General features: G+C 45.0%; 25 protein-coding genes and 4 tRNA genes. 9 read left to right on the top strand and 20 right to left on the bottom strand.

Features of this window, described 5'->3' with window-relative positions:
* The first annotated feature begins 5 nt into the window (after positions 1-5).
* From H8K55_RS15250 to H8K55_RS15225, 6 genes are all read left to right on the top strand, one after another.
* Positions 6-641: a response regulator gene (locus tag H8K55_RS15250; RefSeq protein ID WP_186942921.1), complete on the top strand. Its 636-nt coding sequence runs from the start codon at positions 6-8 to the stop codon at positions 639-641.
* Positions 642-894: 253 nt separating this feature from the next.
* Entirely contained in the window at positions 895-1,269 is a 375-nt protein-coding gene (locus tag H8K55_RS15245) for a response regulator (protein WP_186942920.1), read from the top strand.
* A gap of 174 nt (positions 1,270-1,443) precedes the next feature.
* Positions 1,444-2,256 (top strand): Crp/Fnr family transcriptional regulator, encoded by an 813-nt coding sequence (locus tag H8K55_RS15240; protein WP_186942993.1) that lies wholly within the window; start codon positions 1,444-1,446, stop codon positions 2,254-2,256.
* 48 nt (positions 2,257-2,304) lie between these two features.
* Positions 2,305-3,144 (top strand): universal stress protein, encoded by an 840-nt coding sequence (locus H8K55_RS15235; protein ID WP_186942919.1) that lies wholly within the window; start codon positions 2,305-2,307, stop codon positions 3,142-3,144.
* A 247-nt stretch (positions 3,145-3,391) separates the two neighbouring features.
* Positions 3,392-5,344 (top strand): MASE3 domain-containing protein, encoded by a 1,953-nt coding sequence (locus tag H8K55_RS15230; RefSeq protein WP_186942918.1) that lies wholly within the window; start codon positions 3,392-3,394, stop codon positions 5,342-5,344.
* A 198-nt stretch (positions 5,345-5,542) separates the two neighbouring features.
* Entirely contained in the window at positions 5,543-5,893 is a 351-nt protein-coding gene (locus H8K55_RS15225) for a flagellar basal body rod C-terminal domain-containing protein (RefSeq protein ID WP_222612493.1), read from the top strand.
* Positions 5,894-5,906: 13 nt separating this feature from the next.
* On the opposite strand, the gene H8K55_RS15220 is transcribed toward H8K55_RS15225, so the two are convergent.
* The 13 genes from H8K55_RS15220 to H8K55_RS15160 form a co-directional block, all read right to left on the bottom strand.
* Positions 5,907-6,761, bottom strand: coding sequence for a sulfite exporter TauE/SafE family protein (locus tag H8K55_RS15220; protein WP_186942917.1), 855 nt, complete (start codon positions 6,759-6,761; stop codon positions 5,907-5,909).
* A gap of 2 nt (positions 6,762-6,763) precedes the next feature.
* On the bottom strand, positions 6,764-8,167 hold the full coding sequence (gene hemN / locus H8K55_RS15215; RefSeq protein WP_186942916.1) for an oxygen-independent coproporphyrinogen III oxidase: 1,404 nt from the start codon (positions 8,165-8,167) through the stop codon (positions 6,764-6,766).
* A gap of 26 nt (positions 8,168-8,193) precedes the next feature.
* Positions 8,194-8,451: a hypothetical protein gene (locus H8K55_RS15210; protein WP_230408648.1), complete on the bottom strand. Its 258-nt coding sequence runs from the start codon at positions 8,449-8,451 to the stop codon at positions 8,194-8,196.
* Between the two features lie 122 nt (positions 8,452-8,573).
* Positions 8,574-9,131 (bottom strand): FixH family protein, encoded by a 558-nt coding sequence (locus tag H8K55_RS15205; RefSeq protein WP_186942915.1) that lies wholly within the window; start codon positions 9,129-9,131, stop codon positions 8,574-8,576.
* A gap of 129 nt (positions 9,132-9,260) precedes the next feature.
* Positions 9,261-10,673, bottom strand: a complete 1,413-nt coding sequence (gene ccoG, locus H8K55_RS15200; RefSeq protein WP_186942914.1) for a cytochrome c oxidase accessory protein CcoG — start codon at positions 10,671-10,673, stop codon at positions 9,261-9,263.
* Between the two features lie 147 nt (positions 10,674-10,820).
* Complete coding sequence (ccoP, locus tag H8K55_RS15195; RefSeq protein ID WP_186942913.1) at positions 10,821-11,831, bottom strand: cytochrome-c oxidase, cbb3-type subunit III; 1,011 nt, start codon at positions 11,829-11,831, stop codon at positions 10,821-10,823.
* 2 nt (positions 11,832-11,833) lie between these two features.
* Entirely contained in the window at positions 11,834-11,980 is a 147-nt protein-coding gene (locus H8K55_RS15190; RefSeq protein WP_186942912.1) for a cbb3-type cytochrome oxidase subunit 3, read from the bottom strand.
* A 30-nt stretch (positions 11,981-12,010) separates the two neighbouring features.
* Positions 12,011-12,628, bottom strand: coding sequence for a cytochrome-c oxidase, cbb3-type subunit II (gene ccoO / locus H8K55_RS15185; protein ID WP_186942911.1), 618 nt, complete (start codon positions 12,626-12,628; stop codon positions 12,011-12,013).
* A 22-nt stretch (positions 12,629-12,650) separates the two neighbouring features.
* Entirely contained in the window at positions 12,651-14,099 is a 1,449-nt protein-coding gene (gene ccoN / locus H8K55_RS15180; RefSeq protein ID WP_186942910.1) for a cytochrome-c oxidase, cbb3-type subunit I, read from the bottom strand.
* 301 nt (positions 14,100-14,400) lie between these two features.
* A complete protein-coding gene (locus H8K55_RS15175) occupies positions 14,401-16,320 on the bottom strand; it encodes a SurA N-terminal domain-containing protein (protein WP_186942909.1) in 1,920 nt (639 codons plus the stop codon).
* Between the two features lie 77 nt (positions 16,321-16,397).
* Positions 16,398-16,474, bottom strand: a tRNA-Asp gene (locus H8K55_RS15170).
* A gap of 23 nt (positions 16,475-16,497) precedes the next feature.
* Positions 16,498-16,573: transfer RNA gene (locus H8K55_RS15165), tRNA-Val, on the bottom strand.
* A gap of 48 nt (positions 16,574-16,621) precedes the next feature.
* Entirely contained in the window at positions 16,622-16,894 is a 273-nt protein-coding gene (locus H8K55_RS15160; RefSeq protein WP_186942908.1) for an HU family DNA-binding protein, read from the bottom strand.
* A gap of 455 nt (positions 16,895-17,349) precedes the next feature.
* On the opposite strand from H8K55_RS15160, the gene nadB reads away from it, so the two are divergent.
* Positions 17,350-18,969 (top strand): L-aspartate oxidase, encoded by a 1,620-nt coding sequence (nadB, locus tag H8K55_RS15155; protein ID WP_186942990.1) that lies wholly within the window; start codon positions 17,350-17,352, stop codon positions 18,967-18,969.
* 154 nt (positions 18,970-19,123) lie between these two features.
* Here the strand turns inward: nadB and radA are convergent, their stop codons facing one another.
* A complete protein-coding gene (gene radA / locus H8K55_RS15150; protein WP_186942907.1) occupies positions 19,124-20,506 on the bottom strand; it encodes a DNA repair protein RadA in 1,383 nt (460 codons plus the stop codon).
* Between the two features lie 255 nt (positions 20,507-20,761).
* On the opposite strand from radA, the gene lplT reads away from it, so the two are divergent.
* The gene (gene lplT / locus H8K55_RS15145) at positions 20,762-22,024 is read left to right on the top strand and encodes a lysophospholipid transporter LplT (protein ID WP_186942906.1); all 1,263 of its coding nucleotides are present in this window, start codon (positions 20,762-20,764) and stop codon (positions 22,022-22,024) included.
* Positions 22,025-22,094: 70 nt separating this feature from the next.
* Here the strand turns inward: lplT and H8K55_RS15140 are convergent, their stop codons facing one another.
* The 4 genes from H8K55_RS15140 to tsaB are packed head-to-tail and all read right to left on the bottom strand — an operon-like array spanning position 22,095 to position 25,091.
* Complete coding sequence (locus tag H8K55_RS15140) at positions 22,095-23,069, bottom strand: DUF1853 family protein (RefSeq protein ID WP_186942905.1); 975 nt, start codon at positions 23,067-23,069, stop codon at positions 22,095-22,097.
* A 44-nt stretch (positions 23,070-23,113) separates the two neighbouring features.
* Positions 23,114-23,878 carry a uracil-DNA glycosylase family protein gene (locus H8K55_RS15135; protein WP_186942904.1) on the bottom strand — a complete coding sequence of 255 codons (765 nt, stop codon included), beginning with the start codon at positions 23,876-23,878 and terminating at the stop codon, positions 23,114-23,116.
* Positions 23,879-23,909: 31 nt separating this feature from the next.
* Positions 23,910-24,401: a ribosomal protein S18-alanine N-acetyltransferase gene (gene rimI / locus H8K55_RS15130; protein WP_329605049.1), complete on the bottom strand. Its 492-nt coding sequence runs from the start codon at positions 24,399-24,401 to the stop codon at positions 23,910-23,912.
* A 3-nt stretch (positions 24,402-24,404) separates the two neighbouring features.
* Positions 24,405-25,091 carry a tRNA (adenosine(37)-N6)-threonylcarbamoyltransferase complex dimerization subunit type 1 TsaB gene (gene tsaB / locus H8K55_RS15125; protein ID WP_186942903.1) on the bottom strand — a complete coding sequence of 229 codons (687 nt, stop codon included), beginning with the start codon at positions 25,089-25,091 and terminating at the stop codon, positions 24,405-24,407.
* A gap of 112 nt (positions 25,092-25,203) precedes the next feature.
* Between tsaB and H8K55_RS15120 the strand changes: the two genes are divergently transcribed.
* The gene (locus H8K55_RS15120; RefSeq protein ID WP_186942902.1) at positions 25,204-25,623 is read left to right on the top strand and encodes a thioredoxin family protein; all 420 of its coding nucleotides are present in this window, start codon (positions 25,204-25,206) and stop codon (positions 25,621-25,623) included.
* Between the two features lie 130 nt (positions 25,624-25,753).
* Here the strand turns inward: H8K55_RS15120 and H8K55_RS15115 are convergent.
* Both H8K55_RS15115 and H8K55_RS15110 read right to left on the bottom strand, forming a co-directional pair.
* A tRNA-Arg gene (locus H8K55_RS15115) sits at positions 25,754-25,830 on the bottom strand.
* A 174-nt stretch (positions 25,831-26,004) separates the two neighbouring features.
* Positions 26,005-26,081, bottom strand: a tRNA-Arg gene (locus H8K55_RS15110).
* Positions 26,082-26,088: the final 7 nt, after the last annotated feature.

Here is a 26,088-nt window from a genome sequence, read left to right as displayed (position 1 = left end):
AATTTATGATAAGACTTTTGATCGCCGACGACCATACCATCATGCGCGAAGGACTAAAGCGCATCCTTGATGGGATTGAGGACATACAAGTGATAGGTGAAGCGATCGATGGACACGATACCATCACCAAAGTTCGCTCGGAGGAATTTGATGTGTTATTGCTCGACCTCTCCATGCCTGGTCGCAGCGGCGTCGATCTTATTCACCAGATCAAAGAAGAGTTTCCTAAATTACCAATTTTGATTCTAACCATGCATGAAGAAGAACAATATGCGGTACGTGCAATCCGCGCTGGGGCGAACGGTTATCTGACGAAGGAAAGCGCCGGAATGCAGTTAGTGACGGCACTCAGAAAAGTCGCATCTGGACGTCCGTATATCAGCATGGAAGTGGCTGAACAATTAGCAATGTCCGCCATGCCTTCGGCCAATAACAATCAAACTCACAGTGCTTTATCTGATCGAGAATTTGAAGTCTTTTGTCATTTAGCCAAAGGCAAATCGATCACTGAAATTGGTGACATACTACATTTGAGCGTCAAGACCGTCAGTACGCACAAAACGCGTATCATGCAAAAAATGGAACTCCAATCAATTTCGGAATTAGTCCAGTACGCCATGACGCATCACTTGCTGAACTAAAGCTAGTTGATATAGCGGGAAGTATTATTCAATGCTTCCCTCAGTTCTAGACTTCACCCATCCCTTCCTTGCTCATTGGCAGCTCACTGAATCAACGAGACCAGCTCCCGCACATAGAAGCCGCTAGGAATATTCCTACAAAGCAAGAGCAAACTCCCACACTTCAAATCAGCAAACACTGATTTAAATCAAACGCGCGACTCTCCATAATGGACACATGCAAACAAAGCTTGTCCTCACAATTAATCGCGCCATGAATTTGTTTATCGTAGAAGACTCTCTCTTAATTCAAAACCGCCTGGTGCGGTTTATTGAAGAATTACCAGACATCAGCATCGTTGGTATCAGTCCAGATATCGCAAGCGCCTACGACAAAATAGTGGCAGCGCATGCAGACGCCATGATTCTCGATATTCAGCTCAGTGATGGCAACGGCTTGGTTCTCCTCAAAAAAATAAAACACTCACACCCAGAGATCCGAGTCGTCGTCCTGACCAATCACTCCAGTGAAGCGAATCGCATGCAAGCTTTACGCGCAGGCGCCGATAGCTTTCTGGACAAATCGACAGACTTTGAACAAATACCCAGCATCTTGCATCGATGGCAAGGCTCCGGTCACTTGCATTAAAGGGCAGCTTCCCATTCAGAGCACATAAAGCTATGCCCATCGAATTAAGCAGTATTGAACAGAATTAGCAGTATTGAACAGAATTAAATGTTTCGAAATTTAAATTAAAGAGAGTACATCATGTCAAACATATCTACGCTTTCCCAATCAACTCGTTTTGCCGATATCTCTACCATGTCGGACAGCGCATGGCGTCAACAGGGAAGCCTGTGGTCTAACCTACGTCAAGTTTGTGATTTACTCGCCATTCCCGCACCAGCTACCGCCGATCAAGAAGATACTGTATTTCAACATGTCCGCTTCAAAGCTGGTCAACGCATACATCGCATCGGACAAGCGTTTGATACACTGTATATCGTGAACTCAGGCTTCTTGAAGACCGTGCATATTGACGAATATGGCAATGAGCAAGTATTGAGTTTCCCTATGAAAGGTGACTTACTCGGCATCGATGGCATTCATAAGCAACACTATGCATCAGAGGCAATCGCCCTGAGTGATTGCGACATGATTCTGGTACCGTACAAAACATTTACCGCATTAGGTCGGGTACATGTAGAACTTGAACAAGCGATGTTTAACGTCATGAGCCGCGAAATCGTGCGCGAACAAATGATGATCAGCATGCTCAGCGCTCTTAGCGCAGAAGCCAAAGTAGCACGCTTCTTGACCAATCTGGGTGAACGCTTCAATCAAATGGGTTACTCTGGCCGCAGCTTTAATTTACGTATGACTCGTCAGGAAATCGGTAGCTATTTAGGATTGACCTTGGAAACTGTTAGCCGTACTTTGTCAGCGCTCAATGAGTTAGGCTTGATATCGGTCGAGCAACGTGAAATTAATTTGATTGACCCCGTCGCACTAAAAACACTGCGCCGCTTGCCTCCAGCCAAAGCTAGGATTAAAGTAAGCGAAAAAGTGACTGCTTTGGTCAATAAAAACTTGCTCCCGCAGTGGAATGGAGAATTGGCGGCAGCGCTCAACTGATTATTCTTCATAATCTTCGTACTCTTCAAACTTAAGGTGAGGTAGCGTATGACTTATAAAACCATACTGGTGCACGTCGATGAATCCAAAAATTCTCTGAAACGTACACAACTAGCGCATCAGATTGCCAGCCAATTCGATGCGCACCTGACTGGAATCGCACTCACCGGCATTTCACGCTATATTTTCGAAAGCACTGATCTCGGCGTTGGCGATCCCAATATCATGCTGCATTTATCGGCTTTACGCGAAAGAGCAGAAAAGGCGATCGAGCACTTCAAACAAACCAGCGCGGGATTAGGAATTGCAACCACCGAATGTTTGATTGCGAACGATGAGGCGAATGGCGGTTTAGGATTACGTGCCCGTTATTCTGATTTAATCATTATCGGTCAAACAAATCGTGACGAACCCTCGCCTTCTGTGATGTCTGATTTTCCGGAATTCATGGTGGTCAATTCAGGGCGTCCGGTACTGGTTGTTCCGCACTCATCAGAGGCACAGAGCTTTGGCGAAAATACGGTGATTGCATGGGATGGCAGTCGCGAAGCTGCACGTGCTCTTACCGATGCCATTCCACTGCTCAGATTGAGCAAATCAGTTCAGGTATTGATCATCAATCCTGAAAAACAAGGGGAAGCACATGGCGAAGAGCCCGGTGCGGATATCGCGCTTTACCTTGCTCGCCACGGCATCAAGATCGAAGTAGCAACACGCTTCGGCACACATGGAACAGGCGCGACCATTCTTGCTGCTTGCAAAGAACTCGGTGCGGATTTGTTAGTCATGGGTGGTTACGGTCATTCACGCTTTAGAGAAATGATCATGGGTGGTACAACCCGAACTATTTTGGAAAAAATGACTATCCCTGTCTTGATGTCGCATTAAACTTAGTCGCACATAGAAACGCAAAGATACGCGAAGAAGCGCAAAGAAAATGAGAAAGCCCGATCCTTATCGGGCTTTTTATCATTTTTTTCTAAACGTTTTAGTCGGCAGGGATCTCTTGATCCGAACTGGCGATAGAAAATTCAATCCACGCAAGCCCGCACCAGCATACAATTTAGCTCTGCCCAATATGCAATATGCATAAACAATGATGACTCAACAATAATGAATAAACAATGCGTCGAACATGAAAAATACTAGTCCCAAAGAATTAAAGCGTCTCACCTGGCTTAGCATGGCCTTGCTTGTTTTATCCACCTATCTGTGGTCCCAGCAGGCGCTTTTCTCAGAGATCAAAATTTCAAGCGCGCTGACAATCCATACTGCTCTGGAAACCGCCACCATCATCATTTTCGCTTCCGTATTTATTGTGTGCTGGAATGCGTTTGGCAATTTACGCAAACTCAGTAGCCTGATTCTGGCAGTAGCGTTTCTCAACGCAGCAATATTTGGTTTCTTTCATGCGATTTCATTTCAAGGCATGCCGGGATTTCCGGGGGCGATTGATATGCACAAGTCACTCAGTTTCTGGCTGCTATCACGTTACTTAATCAGTTTTACCTTGCTGGGTCTGGTTCTGCAATCAAAAGACTCTGACATTTCCGAGAATCGATCAATCGTCAGCGTCATCCTCGGCTTATTTGCCACTTTCGCCCTCACTTATCTTGTATTTCGTTTTCCAGAAATCTTGCCAGCTACCTATTTGAAAGACTTGGGACAAACCGCCTTCAAGATTCATTGCGAAATGGTGTTGGTCGCCACCAACGCGCTCACTGCAATCTTGTTTTATCGAAGGATCAGATCACCAGATAGTGTGAATTCAGAAGGCCATCTTAAAATCAAACGTAGCTTGCTTTTTTTTGCCGCTGCCATGATGGCAATTTCAGAAACCTATTTCTCGCTCTATCGTTTGCCAGATGAAATTTTTGTCGTCATTGGGCATTTATTTCAAGTATTAGCAGCTTTTGCGATTTATCGCGGCATGGTGGGAATTAACATTCACGCTCCCTACTCCGGTTTAATTCAAAGCACGCATGATTTACAACAAGCAGCCGACCAATTACTCATCCATAAACAACGCTTAACCGGCGTCATCGAAACGGCGATGGATGGCATCATCACAATCGATGACCAGCACAAGATCATTTTGGTCAATCCTGCCGCTGCGACTATTTTTGGCTATGCTGTCGAAGATTTGCTTGGTACTTCAATTGATGCCGTGATCCCCATGCGGCATAGAGCAGTGCACAATACCCACGTCAAACAATTTGGAGAACGCGGTACGACCCGCCGCAAGATGGGAACTAGCTTCGATGACTACTACGTCACTGGGCTGCATGCGAACGGTCATGAGTTCCCTATCGAAGCATCAATTTCCACTTTAATGGAAAATGATAAACGCTTTTATACGGTGATTTTCCGTGACATTAGCGAGCGTAAAATCGCGAAAGAAAAATTAGCTCAATATCACTCCGAGCTCAGTCAATTGTCATCGGCTTTGCAGAGCATACGTGAAGAAGAGCGTAAACATATTGCGCGGGAATTACATGATGATCTTGGTCAGTTATTGGCTGCGCTACGGATGGATTTATCCTTGCTACAACGCGATCAATCGATGACAGAAAAATCAAGATTGACCGTCGCTAGCATGGATCAATTATTACTGACATCAATTACTACCTTGCGTCGAATCGCGACAGACTTGCGACCACGCGCATTGGATGAAGGTGGACTATTTTTTGCACTACAAAGCTTACAAAAAGAATTCTCTCAGCGACATGGCGTGCACTGCGATTTAATTGCGGACGAAGAACAATTAGTGCTGGATGATGATCGCAGCACGGCGATTTTTCGCATTATTCAAGAATCGCTGACCAATGTAGCGCGACATGCAAAAGCGGGCCATGTGGAAATCCATTTCGAGCGCGCCCCCACCACACTATCGCTCACCATACGTGATGATGGGCGAGGCATAGAAGAAGGTGCGATGAATAAAACCCGCTCTTTTGGTTTGGTAGGCATGCGTGAGCGCATCAAAGCATTGCATGGTGAGTTCAAGGTACAAAGTACGGTCGGAAAAGGCACACAAATTCAAATACAAATTCCACTAGATCAAATGATCACGAACCCTGACAATTGATTAATAACATTTGTATTGCATGCAATTTACCGTGAAATAAATTGCACGAATCGTGCAAAAAGCCAAGAATAAATCAGCATTCATCTAAAAATCCAGCTATGCTGAATACATTAGTGATGGCCTTAAATTTAGCGTCTTTGTATATGTATTTGTGTGCATTTTTGAGTCCACAGATCAGCACCTGCAGGAGTAATCATCATGGCAATTTCCAGTCTTAATATTGGCATTTCTGGCATGAAAGCCTATCAAGGTGCCTTGGATAGTAGTGCGAACAATATTGCCAATGCCCAGACCAAAGGCTATCAACCACAACTTGCTAGCTTTCAAGAAAATGCAAATGGTGGCGTGCGTGTCAACATCAGTAAAGCTGCACAAGACTTAGCAGCAATCAACAGCAATGCAGAAAATAGTAACGCGGATGCGAGTGGGACGGATCTGAGCACAGAATTGACCAATAATCTTCAATACAAAGCAGGATTTGAATTTTCTGCAAAGGTAGTGAAGACCGCCGACGAGATTTTCGCGACCTTGCTAGATCTGAATAAATAGCCTGTCTAAACCCCTAATATTGCGGGGTGATGCACAAAATATCCGGCATATTTTTCATATCAAAATAAAATAGGCCCATGCCGCCCAAGACTAATAGCATCACCGCAAATAGTATTTGAATTCCACGCATCCTTCCCTGTCGGTTCAGTCGATGAGAAATGGTTTGCGCCAATAAGAGATGCGGCAGTGCCGCCACACCAAATAGCAACATCAACACCGCCCCCGACCACGCAGCGCCCGACAACAATGCGAATGGCGCAATCGCATACGACAAGCCACAAGGCAAGGCGCCCCACGTCATTCCCATCAAATAAGGATGTGAACTTCCTTTCTGTAGACTTGGCATCAACAAGCCATATGCGTGCTGAATTTTTTCAGTCAAAGAACTCGGAAATACTGAAAACATGCGCACACCCAGCAATCGCAAGCCTAGTAAAATCAGAGCCAGGTTGCCAATCACGAATAAGCCTGTGCTCACAGGAAAGTCTGCTTTCCAACGCAAACTGGCAGCACCAAAACCACCAAAGATCGCGCCTATCAACATATAGGTGCTGAGACGCCCGCCATGCAAATAGCACAAATAAAGCAAATTCTTTGCGCGATCTTTTGCTAGTTGCGAGGGCACTTGATTTGCGTTTTGCGAATACGGAGAATCTTGTTTGCCTTGCACTGCTTGCTGCACCTGATATGAAGCATCGGGCACGATGGCGATCACCTTGGTGGATTTGGCAGAAAGTGTTTGAGAAGATAAAATCGAGCGTGGCAATCTGCTTAAGATACTGGCGATCCCACCACACATACCTATGCAATGAACTCCGCCGATCAAGCCGGCCGACAGCGCGGCTAAAATGAGCGGAAGAGTCAGCATAATTAAATCAACTTAGAATATTTTGCACCACTTTGACGAGACAGATATTGATCAAACACCATACTGAATGCACGCACAAACATCCGCCCTTTAGAGGTCACACTAACGGCGGAATCACTGATCTTCATCAAACCCTCATCCGCAAATGACTGCACTCTGGCGAGTTCGTTTTGAAAATATTCTGCAAAACGGATACTGTATTTTTTTTCAATCGCAGAAATATCCAAAGTCGTACTACACATCAAATCCATAATGATTTCACGGCGTAATAAATCATCTTCGCTTAAGTGAAAGCCTTTTTCGACTGGCAGTTTTCCTTGATCAAGTGCTGCGTAATATTCATCCAGAGTACGAAGATTTTGCACATACGATGCACCGATTTTGCCGATAGACGATAAGCCCAAGGCAACCAGATCGCAGTCTGCGCGTGTGGTGTAACCTTGGAAATTTCGATGTAGCGATTTGTCTTTTACCGCCAGCGCTAAACTATCATCGGGTTTAGCAAAATGATCTAAGCCGATATATACATAACCCTCAGCCAGCAATCGACGCAAGGACATCAAAAAGATCTGTAAACGCTGCTCAGCCGAAGGTAAGTCGGCCTCATTAATTCGACGTTGTGGCTTGAAGCGCGTAGGCAAATGAGCGTAGTTATACAAAGCGATACGCGCTGGCGACAAAGAAATGACCTGATCTAAGGTGCACGAAAAGCTTTCTAAACTTTGCTTTGGCAATCCATAAATCAAATCAAAATTAATCGATTGAAAGCCAACGGCACGACTCTGCGTAATACATTTTTCCACCATGTCGTAAGGTTGAATTCTATGCACCGCGATTTGCACTTGTTCATCGAAATCCTGCACACCCAAACTAGTGCGATTAAATCCTACATCGGCCAACAATTGCAACGTTTCTGCAGTGACAGTACGTGGATCAATTTCTATCGAGATTTCAGCGTCTGCCGCAAAATCAAAATTATCGCGCAACATCGCCATCAGGCCGCGCATCTCGTCTTCACTCAAAAAGGTAGGTGTACCACCGCCCAAGTGCAATTGCGAAATCGTTTCTCGTGCCGTTAAGTGCTGCTTCACCATCTGCAATTCTTTTGCCAAATAAGCGAGATAAATGGCGGACTTACTACGATCTTTGGTAATCACTTTATTGCAGGCGCAGTAGTAGCAAAGCGATGCACAAAAAGGGATATGAATATACAAAGACAATGGCGGTTTATTGGCCGCCTGATTTCGCTGTTTCAGGTATTGAATATACGAAGATTCAGTGAAGTCAGCGTGAAAACGATCCGCCGTTGGATAAGACGTGTAACGTGGCCCCAAAGAGTCAAAGCGTCGAATTAACTCTTCAGAAATTTCCAGGTTGTCTTTTGCAGTGGGTTCTAGGATAGGCATTTTGTGTCTCTTTTATCTATTGGTGTCTAAGATATTTTTTGCAAAAGTAAAGCCGTCAACCAACTAGAGAATGCGCCTAAGACCCAGAAAATTAAAAAGCCTATCGTGTATGCACCCAACATGTGTACGTGCAAGCGTTCATCGAGCACGATCAACTCCATCGGATCAACTAAGCTAAAGAAAATACCTGTGGCGACACAGGCCATTAAGAATGCAGGCCACAATACGACCATTAACATGGAACGCACTGAGGTTTTTTCTTGCTGTAGATTGCTAGGTTCCAAACTTCACTCCTTTGCACATGATTCACTACCTACTATTCACTTTTTACTCGTCCAACGCGATATTCAGAGTCTGTTCAAAAGTTCATTCGAAAGTTCCAAATACAAGGATCTTCAATCATCTACTAACGTGACGGCGATAGTGCTAAGTTTCTTTGCATTGGGTCGAGCCAATCACCGGTTAATCGCCAATCATTGGTTTCTAGTTTCACATGCAGAATATGAAGTACGCCGGATTGAATTGCTGTTTCAAATTTTTTGTCCTGTGACAAATCCGCTTCATATCTGCCATCGCCAATTGGCTTAAGCGGTAGACGGCGTATCACCTCTTCGACCGATCCACTCGCAGCACCGGAACTTGCCAAACTTAACTGAACTAAATCCGGTAAGGCCTGCTTTGATTTCAATTGCATCACAATTTTTTTGCTGGCGATATCTAATTGCAAGCCAGCTTGCAGTGCCATTTCTCGTGCTTTTGCATCGCGTTGCAAATTGGTATTAATCATGAGGCCTTGTCGATAATAATCTTTCGCCACTACCTGATCCGCTCCACGAAATGCAATAAACCCGGTAAATAGACTCGCACAGACAACGATCAAAGGGCCGCCAACAACTAACAGCAACCACGGCTCTTTATACCAAAGATCTTTTTTTACGGGCTGCGTCAAAATTCCTGTATTCATGGCATTTCCTTCGTTTCACTTCACTGAGTTAGTTTTAAGTTAGTCGCTTCACGCTATTTAGCTTCACTCTCTTTATTCGCTAACTTTGACTACGCTTAATTATCTCTACTTACTGCTACTTCGCTCTAACTACTTAGGGACTAAGAAAACTGCTTTCTCAGTCACCGATACATTAGCATTCTCGCTATCGGAAATCACAAATCGTATCCGGTTAGAGCCAGTTGGTGCGGCACCCGCTGGAATTCTGACGCGCACTGGAAACGCCAGACTTGTTGACGCTTTTATTGAGACTTGAGCGTCATTCACAATCATGGCGCCTGGCACGCCTTTCACACTAATAAAAAACTGTCGCGCAGTTTCCTGCGTATTCATAATTTGCAGGCGATAAACGTTTTCAATTGCACCAACTTCGGTTATCTTAGGCATCGCGCGATCACGAATCACATCGACTTTCAACGGTACGCGATATGCTAACGAAACTGCTGAGATCAAAATAATTAAGCCCAACACCGCACCATAAACCAAGGTTCGCAGACGGAAGACGCGTTTCCACATCGCTTCCTTGCTCATCTTCTTCGTTAATGCATGTTCGGTGGTATAGCGAATCAAACCGCGTTCGTAGCCCATTTTATCCATGACCTGATCGCAGCCATCGATACATGCACCACAAGCGATACATTCATATTGCAATCCTTGACGAATATCAATTCCGGTTGGGCAAACCTGGACGCATATTCCGCAGTCAACGCAAGATCCCAAACCCTCGGCTTTGAAATCGACTTTCTTATTGCGTGAACCTCGTGGCTCGCCACGCTCAGTGTCGTAGGTGACGATTAAGGTATCTTTATCAAACATCGCACTCTGGAAGCGTGCGTATGGACACATATACTTGCATACCTGTTCGCGCATGAAACCCGCGTTACCATAGGTAGCAAAAGCATAAAATAAGAACCAGAAAGTTTCCCATGGTCCGAGGTTAAATGAGAAGACTTCACTGGCTAAAGTTTGAATGGGTGTGAAATAACCAACGAAGGTAAACCCAGTCCAAAGTGCAATCGCCAGCCAGATAAAATGCTTAACCGACTTACGGCGAAATTTATTGGCCGACATAGGTGCTTGGTCCAATTTCATGCGCGCATTTCTATCGCCTTCTATCTTGGCTTCCACCCACATAAATATTTCGGTGTACACCGTCTGTGGGCAAGCATAGCCACAGAATAATCGCCCGGCAATTGCAGTAAACAAGAACAGCGTTAATGCAGAAATCACTAACAGCACCGCTAGATAAATGAAATCTTGCGGCCATAAGACCAAACCAAAAATATAGAACTTACGATTAACCAGATCAAATAAAACTGCCTGTCTATCATTCCATGTTAGCCAGGCAGAACCATAAAATAAGATCTGCGTAAAAAACACCAAAATCCAGCGCCAAGATTGAAACCAACCTTTTTGAGAACGCATATAAATCTTTTTTCGTTCTTCAAATAAAGCTAATTCGGCTTCACCAACAGGCACCGGAATAATGGGTATTTTTTTCATATCGAACTACTTTGCCTTCCTTGTTGCCTACGATCAATTGCAGGCATTCTTACTCTCATTCACAAACGCAGGTACCTAAGAAAACTGAGGTGGACTTGCGCATTGATACTAAAACTACTATGTACTTACTATGTGCTTACTCTGTACTTATTTGCTATCTGCTGCGACTTCTGCACTCGCCACGACAGATGCACTGGCAATCTGTTTTAAGGCATTGGCATCAGCCGCTGATACAGTCGATCCCGAGTTCGACAAACCCCACACATAGGCAGTCAACAGATGAATCTTTGCATCGGTCAAGATGGTCTTGTGCGCTGGCATTTGATTACCACGACCTTTGTTGATGGTCTCCATAATATTATCGATACCACCGCCATACAACCAGACTTTATCGGTCAAGTTCGGCGCGCCTATTGCTTGATTTCCTTTGCCATCTGCACCATGACATGCCGCACATACACCAAATTTACCTTTCCCAATTGCCGCTTTGATTGGGTCATGTGCTGCACCGGACAAGCTCATCACATAGTTGGCGACGTTTTTCACATCATCTTCACCACCTAAAGCTGCACCCATCGGCGGCATTTGACCATGACGGCCTTCTTGAATTGTCGTCTTGATGACTTCTGGCGCGCCGCCGTACAACCAATCACTATCCGTCAAATTTGGATAGCCTTTGCCACCTTGGGCATCCGAGCCATGACATTGGGCGCAGCTATTCAAGAACAAGCGTTGACCAATTTCACGCGCTTGTGGATCTAGCGCAACTTGTTTCACATCAGTGTTGAGATACTTATTAAATAATGGACCGTACTGCGCTTCGCCATCTTTCATCTCCTTCTGATAAGCACCCTCTTGCGTCCATCCAAAAGTGCCCTTGTAAGATCCCATACCTGGATACACAATCAGATAACCGATACTGTAGACAATCGTCAGATAAAACAACCACATCCACCATTTTGGCAATGGATTGTTTTGTTCCATCAACGACTCATCCCAAACGTGACCCGTGGTTTCGGCGGGCAATGGCTTGCCGTCTGCACCAATTTTCACTTTCACTTTGGATTGAGACCATAATAGGAGTCCACATGCAAGGATACTAATGCCAGTTAACACAGCAATTGCGGTGCTCCACCATTCGCTAAAAAAATCTGCCATGGCTATTTTCCATTCTCATTATCTTGTGGCAACTGCGCCAATTCTTCAAAACGGGCTTTGTTCTTAGAACTGAAAGCCCAGTACAGGATGCCTATGAAAGCGATCATGCTGATCACGGTCATCACACTGCTTAAGATCGTAAAGTTCATCGTCAACTCTCCTAAAAGGTTTTCGTCATCCTAGTTCTTGTTCTTAATTGCAGTGCCTAATACCTGCAAATACGCGATCAAAGCTTCCATTTCTGTCTTGCCTGTAACTTCTTCAGAAGCTTTTGCAATTTCATCGGCGTTATAAGGCACACCCAAGGTTTGCATTGCACGCATTCTCGGTGCCATTCCAGCGCCATCCACAGTCGCTTTCAACAACCATGGATAGGCAGGCATGTTGGATTCAGGTACAACAGAACGTGGATCAGTCAAATGATCTTTATGCCAGGTATCACTATAACGACCACCGACACGCGCCAAGTCCGGACCAGTACGCTTACTACCCCATTGGAAAGGATGATCATAAACAGATTCACCTGCCACAGAATAGTGACCATAACGCTCGGTCTCAGCACGGAACGGACGGATCATTTGCGAATGACAGCCATAGCAACCTTCACGCAGATAGATATCACGCCCCGCCAACTGTAAGGCGGTATATGGCTTCATGCCCTGCACTGCCGACGTTGTCGATTTTTGAAAAAATAAAGGTACGATTTCTACCATACCACCGATACTGATCGTCAAAATAACCAGTACCAACATAAGACCGATATTGCGCTCGATCAAATCATGAGTAAATTTACGCATAGTGATTCTCCTGATGTCGAGGTTAAGCGTGAGCTGTGTGTGCAGAGTGTGCTGGCAATGCAGGAATCGCATTGTTCACAGGCTTGGCCAGCATCATAGTTTTCGCGACGTTATAGACCATCAACAACATGCCGCTCAAGTACAACACGCCACCCGCTAAACGAATCACATAGTAGGGATACGTAGCTTTAACTGATTCAACAAAGGTGTAAGTCAAGGTACCGTCTTCATTGACCGCACGCCACATCAAGCCTTGCATCACACCGGCGATCCACATCGCAGCGATATACAAAACGATGCCGATCGTCGCGATCCAGAAATGCATCTCAATCAAACGCTTGCTGTACATTTCTGTCTGACCAAACAAACGTGGCACCAGATAGTACAAACTACCGATAGAGATAAAACCAACCCAACCCAATGCACCGGAGTGGACGTGACCCACTGTCCAATCAGTGTAGTGAGAAAGTGCATTTACCGTCTTGATCGCCATCATCGGACCTTCAAAAGTCGACATGCCGTAGAACGATAAGGAAACGATCAGGAAACGCAAAATAGGATCAGAGCGCAACTTGCTCCAGGCACCAGACAAAGTCATCACACCATTGACCATGCCGCCCCATGATGGTGCCAACAAGATCAAGGAGAACAACATACCAATCGATTGCGCCCAATCAGGCAAAGCGGTGTAATGCAAATGATGCGGACCCGCCCACATATAAGTGAAGATCAGCGCCCAAAAGTGGACAATAGATAAGCGATACGAGTAAACCGGACGGCCAATTTGCTTGGGAACAAAGTAGTACATCATGCCAAGGAAACCAGCTGTCAAGAAAAAGCCGACCGCGTTATGACCATACCACCACTGCACCATCGCATCTTGGACGCCAGAATAGGCGGAATAAGATTTCATAAATGACACTGGCATCGCTGCACTGTTGACGATATGCAGAACCGCTACCGCAACAATGAAGGCACCGTAGAACCAATTCGCGACATAGATATGTTCGACTTTGCGCTTAATGATGGTGCCAAAAAATACCACGGCATAAGATACCCAAACCAGAGCAATCAAAATATCAATCGGCCATTCCAATTCCGCGTATTCCTTACCTTGGGTGTAACCCATAGGCAAACTAATAGCTGCGGCAACAATGACCAACTGCCATCCCCAAAACACAAACTCAATCAATGGACCACCGAATAGGCGGGCATTGCAAGTACGCTGCACCACATAAAACGAAGTCGCGAACAATGCGCAACCGCCAAATGCAAAAATCACCGCATTGGTATGTAAAGGGCGCAATCGCCCGTAGCTCAGCCAGGAAATCCCGGATAAAAATTCTGGCCAGGCAAGTTGAGTTGCAATCAGCACGCCTACCAGCATACCGACCACACCCCACACTACTGCCATGACAGAAAATTGGCGAACAACTCGATAGTTGTAGGTGTTTTCATTGTTTATAGTCATGATCTCACTCGGTTAAAATATACAGATGCAGGATAACAATCGTTCCACAGAGCTACATTGATACAAATCAAATATAGCCTGTATTGCAAAGCAACTTTTCATTGTTTGGCAATTCTTCTGTCAATTCGCCCGGAATATCGATAAAAACGCCACAAATCGCGGCGTGTTTCACATGTTTTCATCAAGCGATAGACGAAAAAAAAGACAGTCCGCAGACTGTCTTTTTTCCAACTCAAATCACTTTTCAAGCATCTTATGAAGCGCTTAATGAAGCACTTAATAACACACTTAATGACGCATTTTATGGCGCACTATTGGTAGCCTTGCTATTGAGTGCAGCTTTGTTAATTTCTACTTTCGCTTTCTTTTTCAAAGCTTCGATATAACTATACATATCTTGTTGAGCAGCAGAGTTATTCAATTGCTGAGACTCGCTAGCACGACGCGCTGGATCTGGGGTCCCCGCAGCGACTTTTGAAATACGATAGATATCATAACCAACACCTGGAGTTTCAACGCCGACATATGCTGGTAACTTTTGCACGTCTGCTTTCAACACCGCTAAGAATGCTTCGTTCGCAATTTCAGGTTTCTTCAAGCGTGACATAGTTTTCACTTCTGAAAAACCATTCACATCATCATTCGCCTTGAGTGCCTGCAATTTTGTTTCGCCAGCTTTCTTCGCCAAAATCAATGCTTCAGCTTCCAGAACTCGTGCTTGGATAACCGCTTTGACTTCATCAAACGGACGCTTAGAAGCTGGTTTATATTCGACCACACGTCCAGAGAGCAATGTATTTGGTGCAATTTCAATTGCCTCGATATTGTGCTTCTTCTTTAAAGCATCTTCAGAAAATATGGCGCTCAAAAATTTAGGATTGTTTGCAATCATCGTCGCAGGCATGCCTGGTACAGGTTGACGATTTAAATTGGACACTTTTTCGATTTTCAATTTCAATTTATCAGCCACTGCCTGCAAGCTATCTGCCTGTTCATAAACTGTATTGGTAAATGTCTCAGCTGCTTCGGCATAAGCTTTACTTGCTTTTTGTTTTTTGATGTCGCTAACCAATTGTTCTTTGACTTGATCCAAAGGTTTGATTTCCACTGGTTTAATGGCAGTCAATTGAAGGATGTGAATGCCATAATCAGTTTGCACCAAGCCACTAATTTCGCCTTCTTTCAACTTAAACGCTGCATCATCAAACGCTTTGACCATCACACCGCGCGCAAAGAAATCCAAATCACCGCCGCGCTCTGCAGAGCCAGGATCCTGTGAATTATCTTTCGCCAATTTAGCAAACTGCGATGGATCTTTACGAACTTGTGCCAGCAATGCTTCAGCTTTTGCTCTCACACTTTTTACTTCAGCTTCGGCTGCATCTTTTTTCAAATTCAGCAAAATATGACTAGCACGGCGCTGTTCATTGGTCGTGTAATTTGTTTTATTTTGTTCGTAATGTGCTTGCACTTCCGCATCGGAAACTGCTACTTGGCTAGCCAAGATGTCGTTGCTCAACACCACATATTCCGCATTGACCAATTCAGGAACTTCAAACTGTTTAGCATTTTTTTCGTAATACGCGCGCAGCATTTCATCAGTCACTTTAACTTGCGCGGCAAAGTCTTTTGCTTTGAAATTAAGCGCTTGCACATCACGTTCTTGTTCTGAAATTAAGGCAATACGGTCAGCAACTGTTTTAGAGCTGATCGCGGTATTTTGTACCGCACCAACCAATTGTTGAATGCTTAAGTCTTGACGCATGATGACATCATATTGCTGCCCAGTCATACCCTGCATCGCCAGCAAGCTCTTGTAGCGTTCTTTGTCGAAACTGTCGCTATCCTTTAAACCCATCGCTTCCAGAATCGCTTTTTGCAAAGCTGGCTCAGTCACGGTCAATTGACTCTTTACTGCTTCGGCAGTTACCGCTTTACGCGCGATCAAATCGTCCAGCACACCTTGGCGCGCTTCGGGCGTATTGAGCATCTGCGCATCGAAACTTGGGCCATATGCTTGCTTCATGCGATCTAATTGGTTACGCATGGCTTGATCGAATTCTTGCTGGCTGATAGCTTGCCCTGCGACTTTCGCTACCGAAGAATTTGCATCGCGCGAACGCATAAAACTGTCAACGCCAAACAATGCAAACGATGGGAAAATAATCACCAACAGCACGCCTTGCATGATGCGTTTATGGGTACGGATATACTCAAACATGATTGACCAATCAATTCGAAAAATTTGCTACAAAATAAATATAAAAAAAGGCGAACTAATGTTCGCCTTTTAGATGTTGGCGGAGCGGACGGGGCTCGAACCCGCGACCCCCGGCGTGACAGGCCGGTATTCTAACCAACTGAACTACCACTCCAAATTCCTGCTGCTATTGATGTCTGGTGGGCGCTGAGAGGCTCGAACTCCCGACCTAAGCCTTGTAAGGGCTCCGCTCTACCAACTGAGCTAAGCGCCCGACACAATCAACAACATAGTGATTTGATCTCTCAAATCACGAAGAGCATTAGTTTACCGCATCTTTCAAAGCTTTGCCAGGCTTAAATTTAGGCACTTTGGCGGATTTAATCTTGATTGCTTCACCTGTACGTGGATTGCGACCAGTGCGAGCTGCGCGTTTGCCGACAGAGAAAGTACCGAAACCAACGAGAGTTACTGTACCGTTCTTTTTCAATGTTGTTTTTACCGCAGCAATCAATGCATCCAATGCACGAGCTGAAGCTGCTTTAGATAAATCGGCAGATTTAGCGATATGGTCGATCAATTCAGTTTTATTCACTTACGGTCCCCTCACAAAAAATTAAGACTACGATGATATTTCGACTTTTTTAATTCAACCCTCAGTGGAATTAAATCCATAGTGGGCTAGCGGAAATTTTGCATGCGGTATTAGATCAATTCGATCCGCATTGTGTCAAGCAGTTTGCATGCTTTTTTGAAATCCAGGAATAAAAACGCCTAAAACCGCGGCGAATCAGACAATTCAAAGGCATCGACCGTATCTACAACGCACTTTCTCATCAATTTACCCATATCCAAAGCGGCACTCTTATGCTCGATTTATTGGTATCAATTTACATAAAAAATCCACTACAACAATTCCAATTCAAGTGATTAATCAGATTTCTCTCAAACGATTCAAACCTAACACGCAGCTAAGCTACCACATGAATTGAAAGAAATCGCATATAGTTGAGTTCTTTAAAGATTTAATTTATACGGTTTATTCTCATGATGAAATTTGATGTCGCGATTGTCGGTAGCGGATTAGCGGGTTTATCAGTCGCATTGCATTTGGCAAAAACACATAAAGTTGCAGTGATTTCAAAACGCACTTTATTGGATGGTGCAAGCAATTGGGCACAAGGCGGCATCGCGGCAGTACTCGATTCACATGACAGTCATGAGCAACACATTGAAGACACCATTATTGCCGGTGGCGGACTATGCGACGAAGTCGCGACGCGCAATATCATTGAACAAGGTCGCGCCGCAATTGACTGGCTCATTGAACAAGGCGTTCCTTTCACCAAAGACCAACACGCAGAGCTAGGCTTCCATCTGACGCGCGAAGGTGGACATAGCCAACGCCGAATTATTCATGCGGCAGATGCAACTGGCCATGCTGTGCAAGTCACGCTAGAACAACTGGTCAGAAATCACCCAAACATTAGTTTGTTTGAACATCACTATGCGATCGACGTCATTACCTCTAGCAAAATTGGTGATACTTCTGCGACACCTCGCTGCCTCGGTTTATATGTGCAAGACGTCAAAACGGGGGTCGTACATACCGTGGGAGCACAGCACACCGTGATGGCGACTGGCGGTGCTGGCAAAGTCTATCTATACACAACCAATCCTGATACTGCAACAGGTGATGGCATCGCGATGGCATGGCGTGCGGGTTGCCGTGTCGCGAATATGGAATTTATGCAATTCCATCCGACGTGTTTGTACCATCCTTACGCAAAATCATTTTTAGTCACTGAAGCTGTTCGTGGCGAAGGTGGTGTTTTGAAATTACCACCTGAAGCTGGTGCTGCGGCAGGCACTCGCTTTATGTTGGCGCACGATGAACGCGCTGAACTTGCTCCACGCGATGTGGTCGCACGAGCGATCGATTTTGAGATGAAAAAACGCGGTCTCGATTATGTTGAGCTTGATATCAGCCACCAATCGCCAGAATTTTTGAAAGAACATTTCCCAACGATTTATGCTCGTTGCTTAGAGCTGGGGATAGACATCACGAAACAGGCAATTCCGGTGGTTCCCGCGGTGCATTTCACTTGCGGTGGCGTGGTCACTGATACCTTAGGCCGCACCGACATTCCAGCCTTATATGCTGTTGGAGAAACCGCCTATACAGGATTACACGGCGCAAATCGTCTCGCCAGCAATTCATTATTAGAATGTTTGGTAATCGGCAAAGCTGCCGCACAACACATCACCGAACAAGAGAGTTTCGCGATTCCTGATCTACCAGCATGGGACGAGAGTCGCGTATCAGATGCAGATGAAGAAGTGGTGATCGCCAATAACTGGGATGAGTTACGACGCTTTATGTGGAATTATGTAGGCATCGTCAGAACCACCAAACGACTTGAACGCGCCAAACACAGAATTCAATTATTAAAAGAAGAAATAGACGAGTATTACGCCAACTTCAGAATTTCAAACAATTTACTTGAATTACGTAATTTGGTCGAAGTAGCTTCATTAATCGTGAACAGTGCTTTATCTCGGCGCGAAAGTCGCGGCCTGCACTTCAGTCGAGATTATCCAAACACGCTGCCAAAAGCCTTGCCTACCGTGCTATCACCCAAACAAAAAGTCAAAATTACGAAAAAATAATCTAGGCAAATTAGCTTAGATAATTATTTATTGATCTGAGTTAATTCAGAAAAATAAACACGCTTCGTTTACACAACTTTCATAGCTGATTGGCTGTTGCATCAATGCGCATCGGGCGTATTGCAGCCAATCAGCCAGATATTTAACGCAAAAATCAATCCACCAGATCATCCACGTCACGAATTTTATTTAAGGCTTCGTCTATGCGATCAACAGCGACGATTTTCAGACCTTCAATTTTTTGTTTCGGAGCATTGGATTTAGGGATGATCGCAATCGAAAAGCCCAACTTAGCAGCTTCACGCAAGCGCTCTTGACCACGCGGTGCTGGCCGGATCTCGCCAGCCAAACCGACCTCACCAAACACCACTAAACCGCGCGGTAAAGGCTTATTTCGCATCGACGAATTAATCGCTAATAGTACCGCCAAATCTGCAGCAGGTTCTGTAATTTTGACGCCGCCAACGGCATTGATAAACACATCTTGATCAAACGCCGCTACGCCTGCATGCCGATGCAACACGGCCAATAACATCGCCAGACGATTTTGTTCCAATCCAACCGACAGGCGCTTTGCATTCGGTGCATGCGAGGTATCAACCAGCGCCTGAATCTCGACTAAAAGTGGACGCGTTCCCTCTTGCGTGACCATGACACATGATCCGGCAACTTGGGTGTCGTGCTGTGATAAAAATAAAGCGGAAGGATTTGAAACACCTTTCAAACCACGCTCAGTCATCGCAAAAACACCGAGTTCATTGACAGCACCGAATCGATTTTTAATAGCGCGAACCAACCTGAAACTCGAATGTGTATCGCCCTCAAAATACAAGACGGTATCAACAATATGTTCCAACACGCGAGGTCCGGCCAAGGCACCTTCTTTTGTCACGTGCCCGACTAAGATCATGGTGATATTCATGGTCTTGGCAACGCGCGTCAACTGCGCAGCACATTCACGCACTTGCGCCACAGATCCAGGGGCAGAACTTAATGCATCGGAATACATCGTTTGAATAGAATCTATCACAACCACTTGCGGTTTATGTTCCGCTAAAGTATTGAGAATCTTTTCCAATTGAATTTCAGCCTGCAGCGAAACACCTCGTGCATCCACGGCAAGTCGCTTAGCACGCAGGGCGATTTGTGCGCCAGATTCTTCGCCACTCACGTACAACACTTTTTTGATTTTGGTGAGATTGGACAAAGCTTGTAGCAATAATGTCGATTTACCGATTCCCGGATCACCACCGATTAAGACTACTCCACCAGGCACCAAACCACCGCCCAAAACACGGTCAAACTCTTCTATCTCTGTACCAAAGCGAGGAATATCTTCGGCATCAATCTCGGCCAAATTCAAAACAGGAGCGCTCTGCGCCAATCCCTGATATTTAGTCGAAAAGCGATTCCCTGCTTCCTCAACAATAGTTTCAACCAAGGTATTCCATTGCTGACAAGATGGGCACTGCCCCGCCCATTTGCTTTGTACGCCGCCACATTCAGTACAGGTATAGTTTGTTTTTTGTTTAGCCATAGTGAGCGCAAGTAGGTCATTGCAATCGCTTCGCACCGAAATTGACGGCGGAGAAATTACAGAAAATACTGATATTTTACACAGTATTTTAGCTTCATTAGGATTTTTCCACTCATGCACATATCCCCCTCAGCCAACTAACTACATACACATCGCGTGATTTGCTTGTGGTATTTCAAGGATGTCAGAGGTATTTCATGGTATAAAGCATGCCTGCCAGACAAAGCATATGAAAAGCAAAGGTCAACAGAACGAATGAAACGCGGTTTTTACACAATTATGGCAGCCCAGTTTTTCTCATCACTGGCTGACAACGCACTCCTGATTGCAGCAATTGCACTCTTAGCGACGATGGAAGCTCCGGCATGGATGACACCGCTACTTAAATGGAGTTTCGCTTTATCCTATGTGCTGCTCGCCGCCTTCGTCGGTGCATTTGCAGATTCCCGCCCTAAAGGCAAGGTGATGTTTTTCACCAACCTCATCAAAATTGGTGGTTGTGCTTTGATGTTTTTGGATGTACATCCCGTGATTGCCTACGGCGTCGTCGGTTTTGGCGCAGCGGCTTACTCTCCTGCTAAATATGGCATCCTGACCGAATTATTACCTGCTGAAAAATTAGTCGCCGCCAACGGCTGGATCGAAGGTCTGACTATCAGTTCGATTATTTTGGGCGTAGTTCTTGGCGGCAAACTCGTTGACCCGCAGATTTCTGCAAAATTATTAAGCTTCGATTTTCCTTTGATTGATTTCGGCATTCACACAACCAATCAATCTGCGCTCACAGCAATTACCGCCTGCTACATTATTGCCGCAATTTTCAATCGCTACATTCCAGACACTGGCGCGCAATATCAAAAACAAGAATCGAATCCTTTTTGCCTCTTACGCGACTTCACCCATTGCTCAATAAAATTATGGCGCGACAAATTAGGCCAAATTTCACTTGCGGTGACCACATTATTCTGGGGCGCTGGTGCCACCTTACAATACCTCGTATTGAAATGGGCGGAAGTAAATTTAAACATGCCTTTGAACAAAGGTAGTGAATTGCAAGGTGTGTTTGCGGTGGGGATTGCAATCGGTGCACTCTTTGCTGCTCGTATCGTTCCGCTCAAGAAATCACTTTCCGTCATGCCACTTGGTGTCTTGATGGGTCTAGTCGTCACCACCATGATTTTTGTCACGAATGTCTGGTTCGCTTATCCGCTCTTGATTTTTATCGGTGGCCTGGCAGGATTTTTTGTGGTACCGATGAACGCGCTACTGCAACATCGTGGTCACGTTTTAATGAGCGCAGGCCATTCAATTGCCGTACAAAATTTCAATGAAAATTTATCGATTTTGGTCTTACTCGCTTTGTATGCCATTATGGTTTCATTGCAACTTCACACGCATGTCATCATCGTGATATTTGGCTTATTCGTAGCTTCGACCATGTATGCTGTCATGCTTAAGCACAAGGCGAACCAGAAAATATTTGATTCAGTCGCCTTAATTGGAGAACAAAAACATTAGGACGCGCTGCGATAGCGCATCCTTTTCTGTTCTTCGCATTATCTAATCAGTGTTAAATTTGGTGTTGAAATTAGTGTTGAATTTGGGCGGCACGCTCGGGCCAATCGTTAGGTACCACCATACCACGACAAAACTCTTGCATCACTCCACCATTTTTTTTCATGATCGCCACCATCACAGGCGTGGAATCGACGTGAAAATGCCTTTGCAAGGCATCCAGAATCAAGGGTTTATCGAGCACCTCATCAATGCCCACCTGTGCCGGTGCTAACCATTGCAAACGATCTAATTTCAGCGCATACGGAACGGCTAGCTGCTCAAACTCAGTCATGGTCCACCAAAATCCAAGGCAATGATTTGAATTAATCCCTGGCACGACTTGGCGGCGCTCCGAACTTCGGTAAAAAAGCCATCCTTTAATCAAGGCGCGCGCAGCCACAATCTTAGAGTGAATTAATTTTCGTGCCGCATCGTGCTGAGACAAAGTTAACTGGCGCTGCAAAATTTTTTGCATCTTCGCACCTAAACTGTCATTCAAATTAGGGCCAACATAATCATATACATTGGCTGAGTGATTGGCTGAGTGCTGATTTTCAATGCTTGGTTTCGTTGGATCTGAAGCATGATGAAAAAGGTAAAATTTGGTCGCCAATTCGATGTGGAGCAATCCACCTTCTGTAAATAATAGATAGTCAAATTCACCGATCGTTTCCGCTTTCTCATTATGCACTTGCACACCATGTCCATAAAGCAAACCGACATGGTTAAAATAAAACACTAGCAGGTCTTCCGCATAGTGCCCGAGGCGTAGAAATTTATGGATTTTCAATGCCTCATGCAAAGCAGTCGGATGCGCATCCAGACTCAACAACCATGCCCGCAACTGCTCAGGATTAGGCAAATCTAATGTCCCAATTTGATGCCACCAAATCGCTGAATTTTTGTCTAACAAATCTGGGGAGGTTAATAGCCAAGCTAAAGCACGGACATGCTTATCTTTTAGCTGCGACCACTCTTGATGAAAACGATCTTGATAAGTATTCATGAGATATTTCTCTAAATAAGCTCTAAATAAACTCTAAATCAGTTCTAAATAAGAGCATCGTTTAACTTACAAATATCATTCCACACATCTGATTTTCGCCTTGGATCTGTTAGTAATGCTAGCGCACTATGGGTCACAAAGACAGGAATATTCTGATAAAGGTGTCGCGCAGATCGCAAGTCTGTTAATTCACTTTCAGCTGACCGACCAAGGAGTGCCCCAGCGATACGCTCACCCAATACAAATATTGCGCGCGGCCTAAGCACTTCAATCTCTTGCTGCAAAAAGGGAAGACAAGCTTCGGCATCGTCAATATCGGCTACCAATTCAGGTGAGGCAGGTGCGCATGCCTTCAACATAGAGGTACGAGAAAGCGTCATCGCCTTTCTCGCAGCAGACGGTAACGGCAACGACACCATCAAATTTTGTATTAACTTTTCTTGTGCATCTAATTGCAATGGTGCAGCAAACTCGCTAATCAATAAGATATCTGGCGAAATTGGAGCCATAACAAATTGAGTTTTTCCAAAATTCCGACACGAACCGCATTTCTGGCAATCTTGTATTGCGCTATCGATCCCATGTTGATCTGTGCGACTCTTAAACTGCACAGGTGATGAAGTCGGTGCAGCAATACGATCCGCAGACTCACGCTCCGTCGATTCATGCTCGCTAGTTAGCGCAGAAGGCATTTTCTGAGCTACTGCCTCTGCTTGAACCACATCATTCGCATGCGCAGAAGACTCTCGACTTTTCCAAATCTCGCCTATACCTAAATTCTGCAAATAATAGTCATGCAAATTGCTCATAAGCCCCATTTCAAGTGTAATCAATTATGCTTTATGTTGGCACCGCTTCAATGCGCATCACAATCGCATCTTCACGCAGTCCCTCGTGAGCTGGGTAGTAGGATTTTCGACGGCCGATCTCAAGAAATCCAAAACGCTGATAAATTGTAATTGCCCTAACATTACTCACGCGCACTTCCAGCATAATCGATAAAAAATTCTGTTCTTGTGCGATCTGCAGCATTTTTTTTAACATGATATGCGCATAGCCAAGTTGCTGTTTTTGCGCATCAACCGCAAAGGTTAACAAATGCAGCTCATCCACTACTGGCATTAAAAAAAAGTAAGCAACCAAGTTTTCTTGTTGATCACGAATGCCCCATGCTTCATGACGATCATAAAACGAATCCAGAAAATTTCCGCGCGTCCAAGGATGCGTATAAACCGCCTCCTCAATCGCTAATATTTCGTCCAAATCATCTATACCAAGCCGGCAAAAACGATACTGATCCATGTCAGCGACGGATAAAGACTCGACTCCCACGACTCAAGCCTCACGCGCCAAGGCTCGCTCGGCAGTTGTTTGCGCCACTTTATTTCGCAAGTACAAAGGTTGAGCTTGGGCAGCATCAATCGCCAATCCCAACTGATAATTTCTTTCGGCAATTTGCAAAGTAAATTGCGCATGTGGCATCACGCTCGTATGGGGCAAGCTTTGATCCTCATCCGTTAGAGCCAAACCGTGCCCAAGCACCAAGGTCGACTTCATTTCCCGCGCATAATCCAATGCGACATTTAAGTCACTAAGACTTGGTGGGTGAATTTCCAAGAAACCATCACCGTCAACACGGTAGTGCGCCCAGTAGACCTCGTTCATGCGAGCATCAAGACAGCAAACATAGTCTAGGCTTTGTTCCTTTAATTTTGCAGCTTCTGCCATCGCCAGCAAGCTAACTACAGGCAAAACTGGAATTTGCAAACCAAAAGCCAGCCCCTGCACAACACCACAGGCTGTGCGCACACCGGTAAATGCTCCTGGACCACATCCAAATGCAATCGCATCTATTTGAGGCAAACTGATTCCCGCTTCTTGCAGCAGCTCCTGCAATGCCGGAAGCAAGCCGTAAGAATGTGTTTGCCCCCCCGACAAATCGCGGCAAGTAATGTGATGATTATGAAGTAATGCGACAGAAGCAAGATCCGTCGACGTTTCAATAGCAAGTAATATCGTCATACTGCCATTTTAACCTGTCGCAAGCATTGCTAACAGCGCAAATTCGATATCAATTTGATTCGCCGAATGCCCGACAGATGCAAGGACAAAGTTCTATCGGTTAAAATAAGCTATGGATACAAAAACTTACTGTAGCGACGACTTGGTCGCCATTCAAAACAAACTGACTGAAAATCAATGGCTGATTACCTGCCTATGTGCAGCTTGGTGCGACACCTGCCAAAGTTACCGCAATAGCTTCGACGATTTGCAAGCGCTACATCAAGATAAATGTTTTGCATGGATAGACATAGAAGACCACGCGAACTTGGTGGATGACTTGGATATAGAAAATTTTCCAACGATACTAATTGAATATCAACACAAAGTACTCTTTTTAGGCACTATGTTGCCAGACGCAGGCTTAGTACATCGCTTGGTGAAATCGTTTGAAGACTCTATACAAATAAATGGGGTTGACGCTATTCATTCATCAATACAAAATCCTCTGCCCGCAGAGTGGAGCTTGCGCCGAATATTAGAGAACATCTAATGCTGGAATGCACGAAGAGACTTGGCTTGGTTAAATCAAAACTCAAGTCCGAAATTCAACTTCAAATTTAGTCAAAAACCTATTCCAAAAATGAAAAAAGGGACTAGATTTGCATCTAGTCCCTTAAATCTGGTGCGGCTGGCAGGAATCGAACCCACGACCCCTTGGTTCGTAGCCAAGTACTCTATCCAGCTGAGCTACAGCCGCGAAAAACAAAATTATAGCAGACTGTCACGCAAATATGAAGCATCCAAAGCAATGATTTTGCGAAACAAATGCGTTTTCTTACTAGATAACAGTCAATCGCACATCTTAGAAGTGCGTAATCAAACGTAATCAAAATGAAAAAAGGGACTAGATTTGCATCTAGTCCCTTAAATCTGGTGCGGCTGGCAGGAATCGAACCCACGACCCCTTGGTTCGTAGCCAAGTACTCTATCCAGCTGAGCTACAGCCGCGAAAAAC

The sequence above is a fragment of the Affinundibacterium flavidum genome, from assembly GCF_014284175.1.
GTDB lineage: Bacteria > Pseudomonadota > Gammaproteobacteria > Burkholderiales > Burkholderiaceae_D > Undibacterium > Undibacterium flavidum.
Note: the sequence above shows the minus strand (reverse complement) of the source record. Positions and strands in the feature narration are given on the sequence as shown.

Coding starts and splice junctions, on each gene's coding strand:
- H8K55_RS15205 (WP_186942915.1), bottom strand. CDS start 9,131: ATGAATACAGGAATTTTGACGCAGCCCGTAAAAAAAGATCTTTGGTAT.
- tsaB (WP_186942903.1), bottom strand. CDS start 25,091: ATGACGATATTACTTGCTATTGAAACGTCGACGGATCTTGCTTCTGTC.
- H8K55_RS15140 (WP_186942905.1), bottom strand. CDS start 23,069: ATGAATACTTATCAAGATCGTTTTCATCAAGAGTGGTCGCAGCTAAAA.
- H8K55_RS15250 (WP_186942921.1), top strand. CDS start 6: ATGATAAGACTTTTGATCGCCGACGACCATACCATCATGCGCGAAGGA.
- lplT (WP_186942906.1), top strand. CDS start 20,762: ATGAAACGCGGTTTTTACACAATTATGGCAGCCCAGTTTTTCTCATCA.
- H8K55_RS15220 (WP_186942917.1), bottom strand. CDS start 6,761: ATGCTGACTCTTCCGCTCATTTTAGCCGCGCTGTCGGCCGGCTTGATC.
- ccoG (WP_186942914.1), bottom strand. CDS start 10,673: ATGAAAAAAATACCCATTATTCCGGTGCCTGTTGGTGAAGCCGAATTA.
- H8K55_RS15175 (WP_186942909.1), bottom strand. CDS start 16,320: ATGTTTGAGTATATCCGTACCCATAAACGCATCATGCAAGGCGTGCTG.
- H8K55_RS15225 (WP_222612493.1), top strand. CDS start 5,543: ATGGCAATTTCCAGTCTTAATATTGGCATTTCTGGCATGAAAGCCTAT.
- H8K55_RS15240 (WP_186942993.1), top strand. CDS start 1,444: ATGTCGGACAGCGCATGGCGTCAACAGGGAAGCCTGTGGTCTAACCTA.
- H8K55_RS15235 (WP_186942919.1), top strand. CDS start 2,305: ATGACTTATAAAACCATACTGGTGCACGTCGATGAATCCAAAAATTCT.
- nadB (WP_186942990.1), top strand. CDS start 17,350: ATGAAATTTGATGTCGCGATTGTCGGTAGCGGATTAGCGGGTTTATCA.
- ccoP (WP_186942913.1), bottom strand. CDS start 11,831: ATGGCAGATTTTTTTAGCGAATGGTGGAGCACCGCAATTGCTGTGTTA.
- H8K55_RS15245 (WP_186942920.1), top strand. CDS start 895: ATGAATTTGTTTATCGTAGAAGACTCTCTCTTAATTCAAAACCGCCTG.
- H8K55_RS15135 (WP_186942904.1), bottom strand. CDS start 23,878: ATGAGCAATTTGCATGACTATTATTTGCAGAATTTAGGTATAGGCGAG.
- H8K55_RS15230 (WP_186942918.1), top strand. CDS start 3,392: ATGAAAAATACTAGTCCCAAAGAATTAAAGCGTCTCACCTGGCTTAGC.
- radA (WP_186942907.1), bottom strand. CDS start 20,506: ATGGCTAAACAAAAAACAAACTATACCTGTACTGAATGTGGCGGCGTA.
- hemN (WP_186942916.1), bottom strand. CDS start 8,167: ATGCCTATCCTAGAACCCACTGCAAAAGACAACCTGGAAATTTCTGAA.
- ccoO (WP_186942911.1), bottom strand. CDS start 12,628: ATGCGTAAATTTACTCATGATTTGATCGAGCGCAATATCGGTCTTATG.
- H8K55_RS15190 (WP_186942912.1), bottom strand. CDS start 11,980: ATGAACTTTACGATCTTAAGCAGTGTGATGACCGTGATCAGCATGATC.
- ccoN (WP_186942910.1), bottom strand. CDS start 14,099: ATGACTATAAACAATGAAAACACCTACAACTATCGAGTTGTTCGCCAA.
- H8K55_RS15120 (WP_186942902.1), top strand. CDS start 25,204: ATGGATACAAAAACTTACTGTAGCGACGACTTGGTCGCCATTCAAAAC.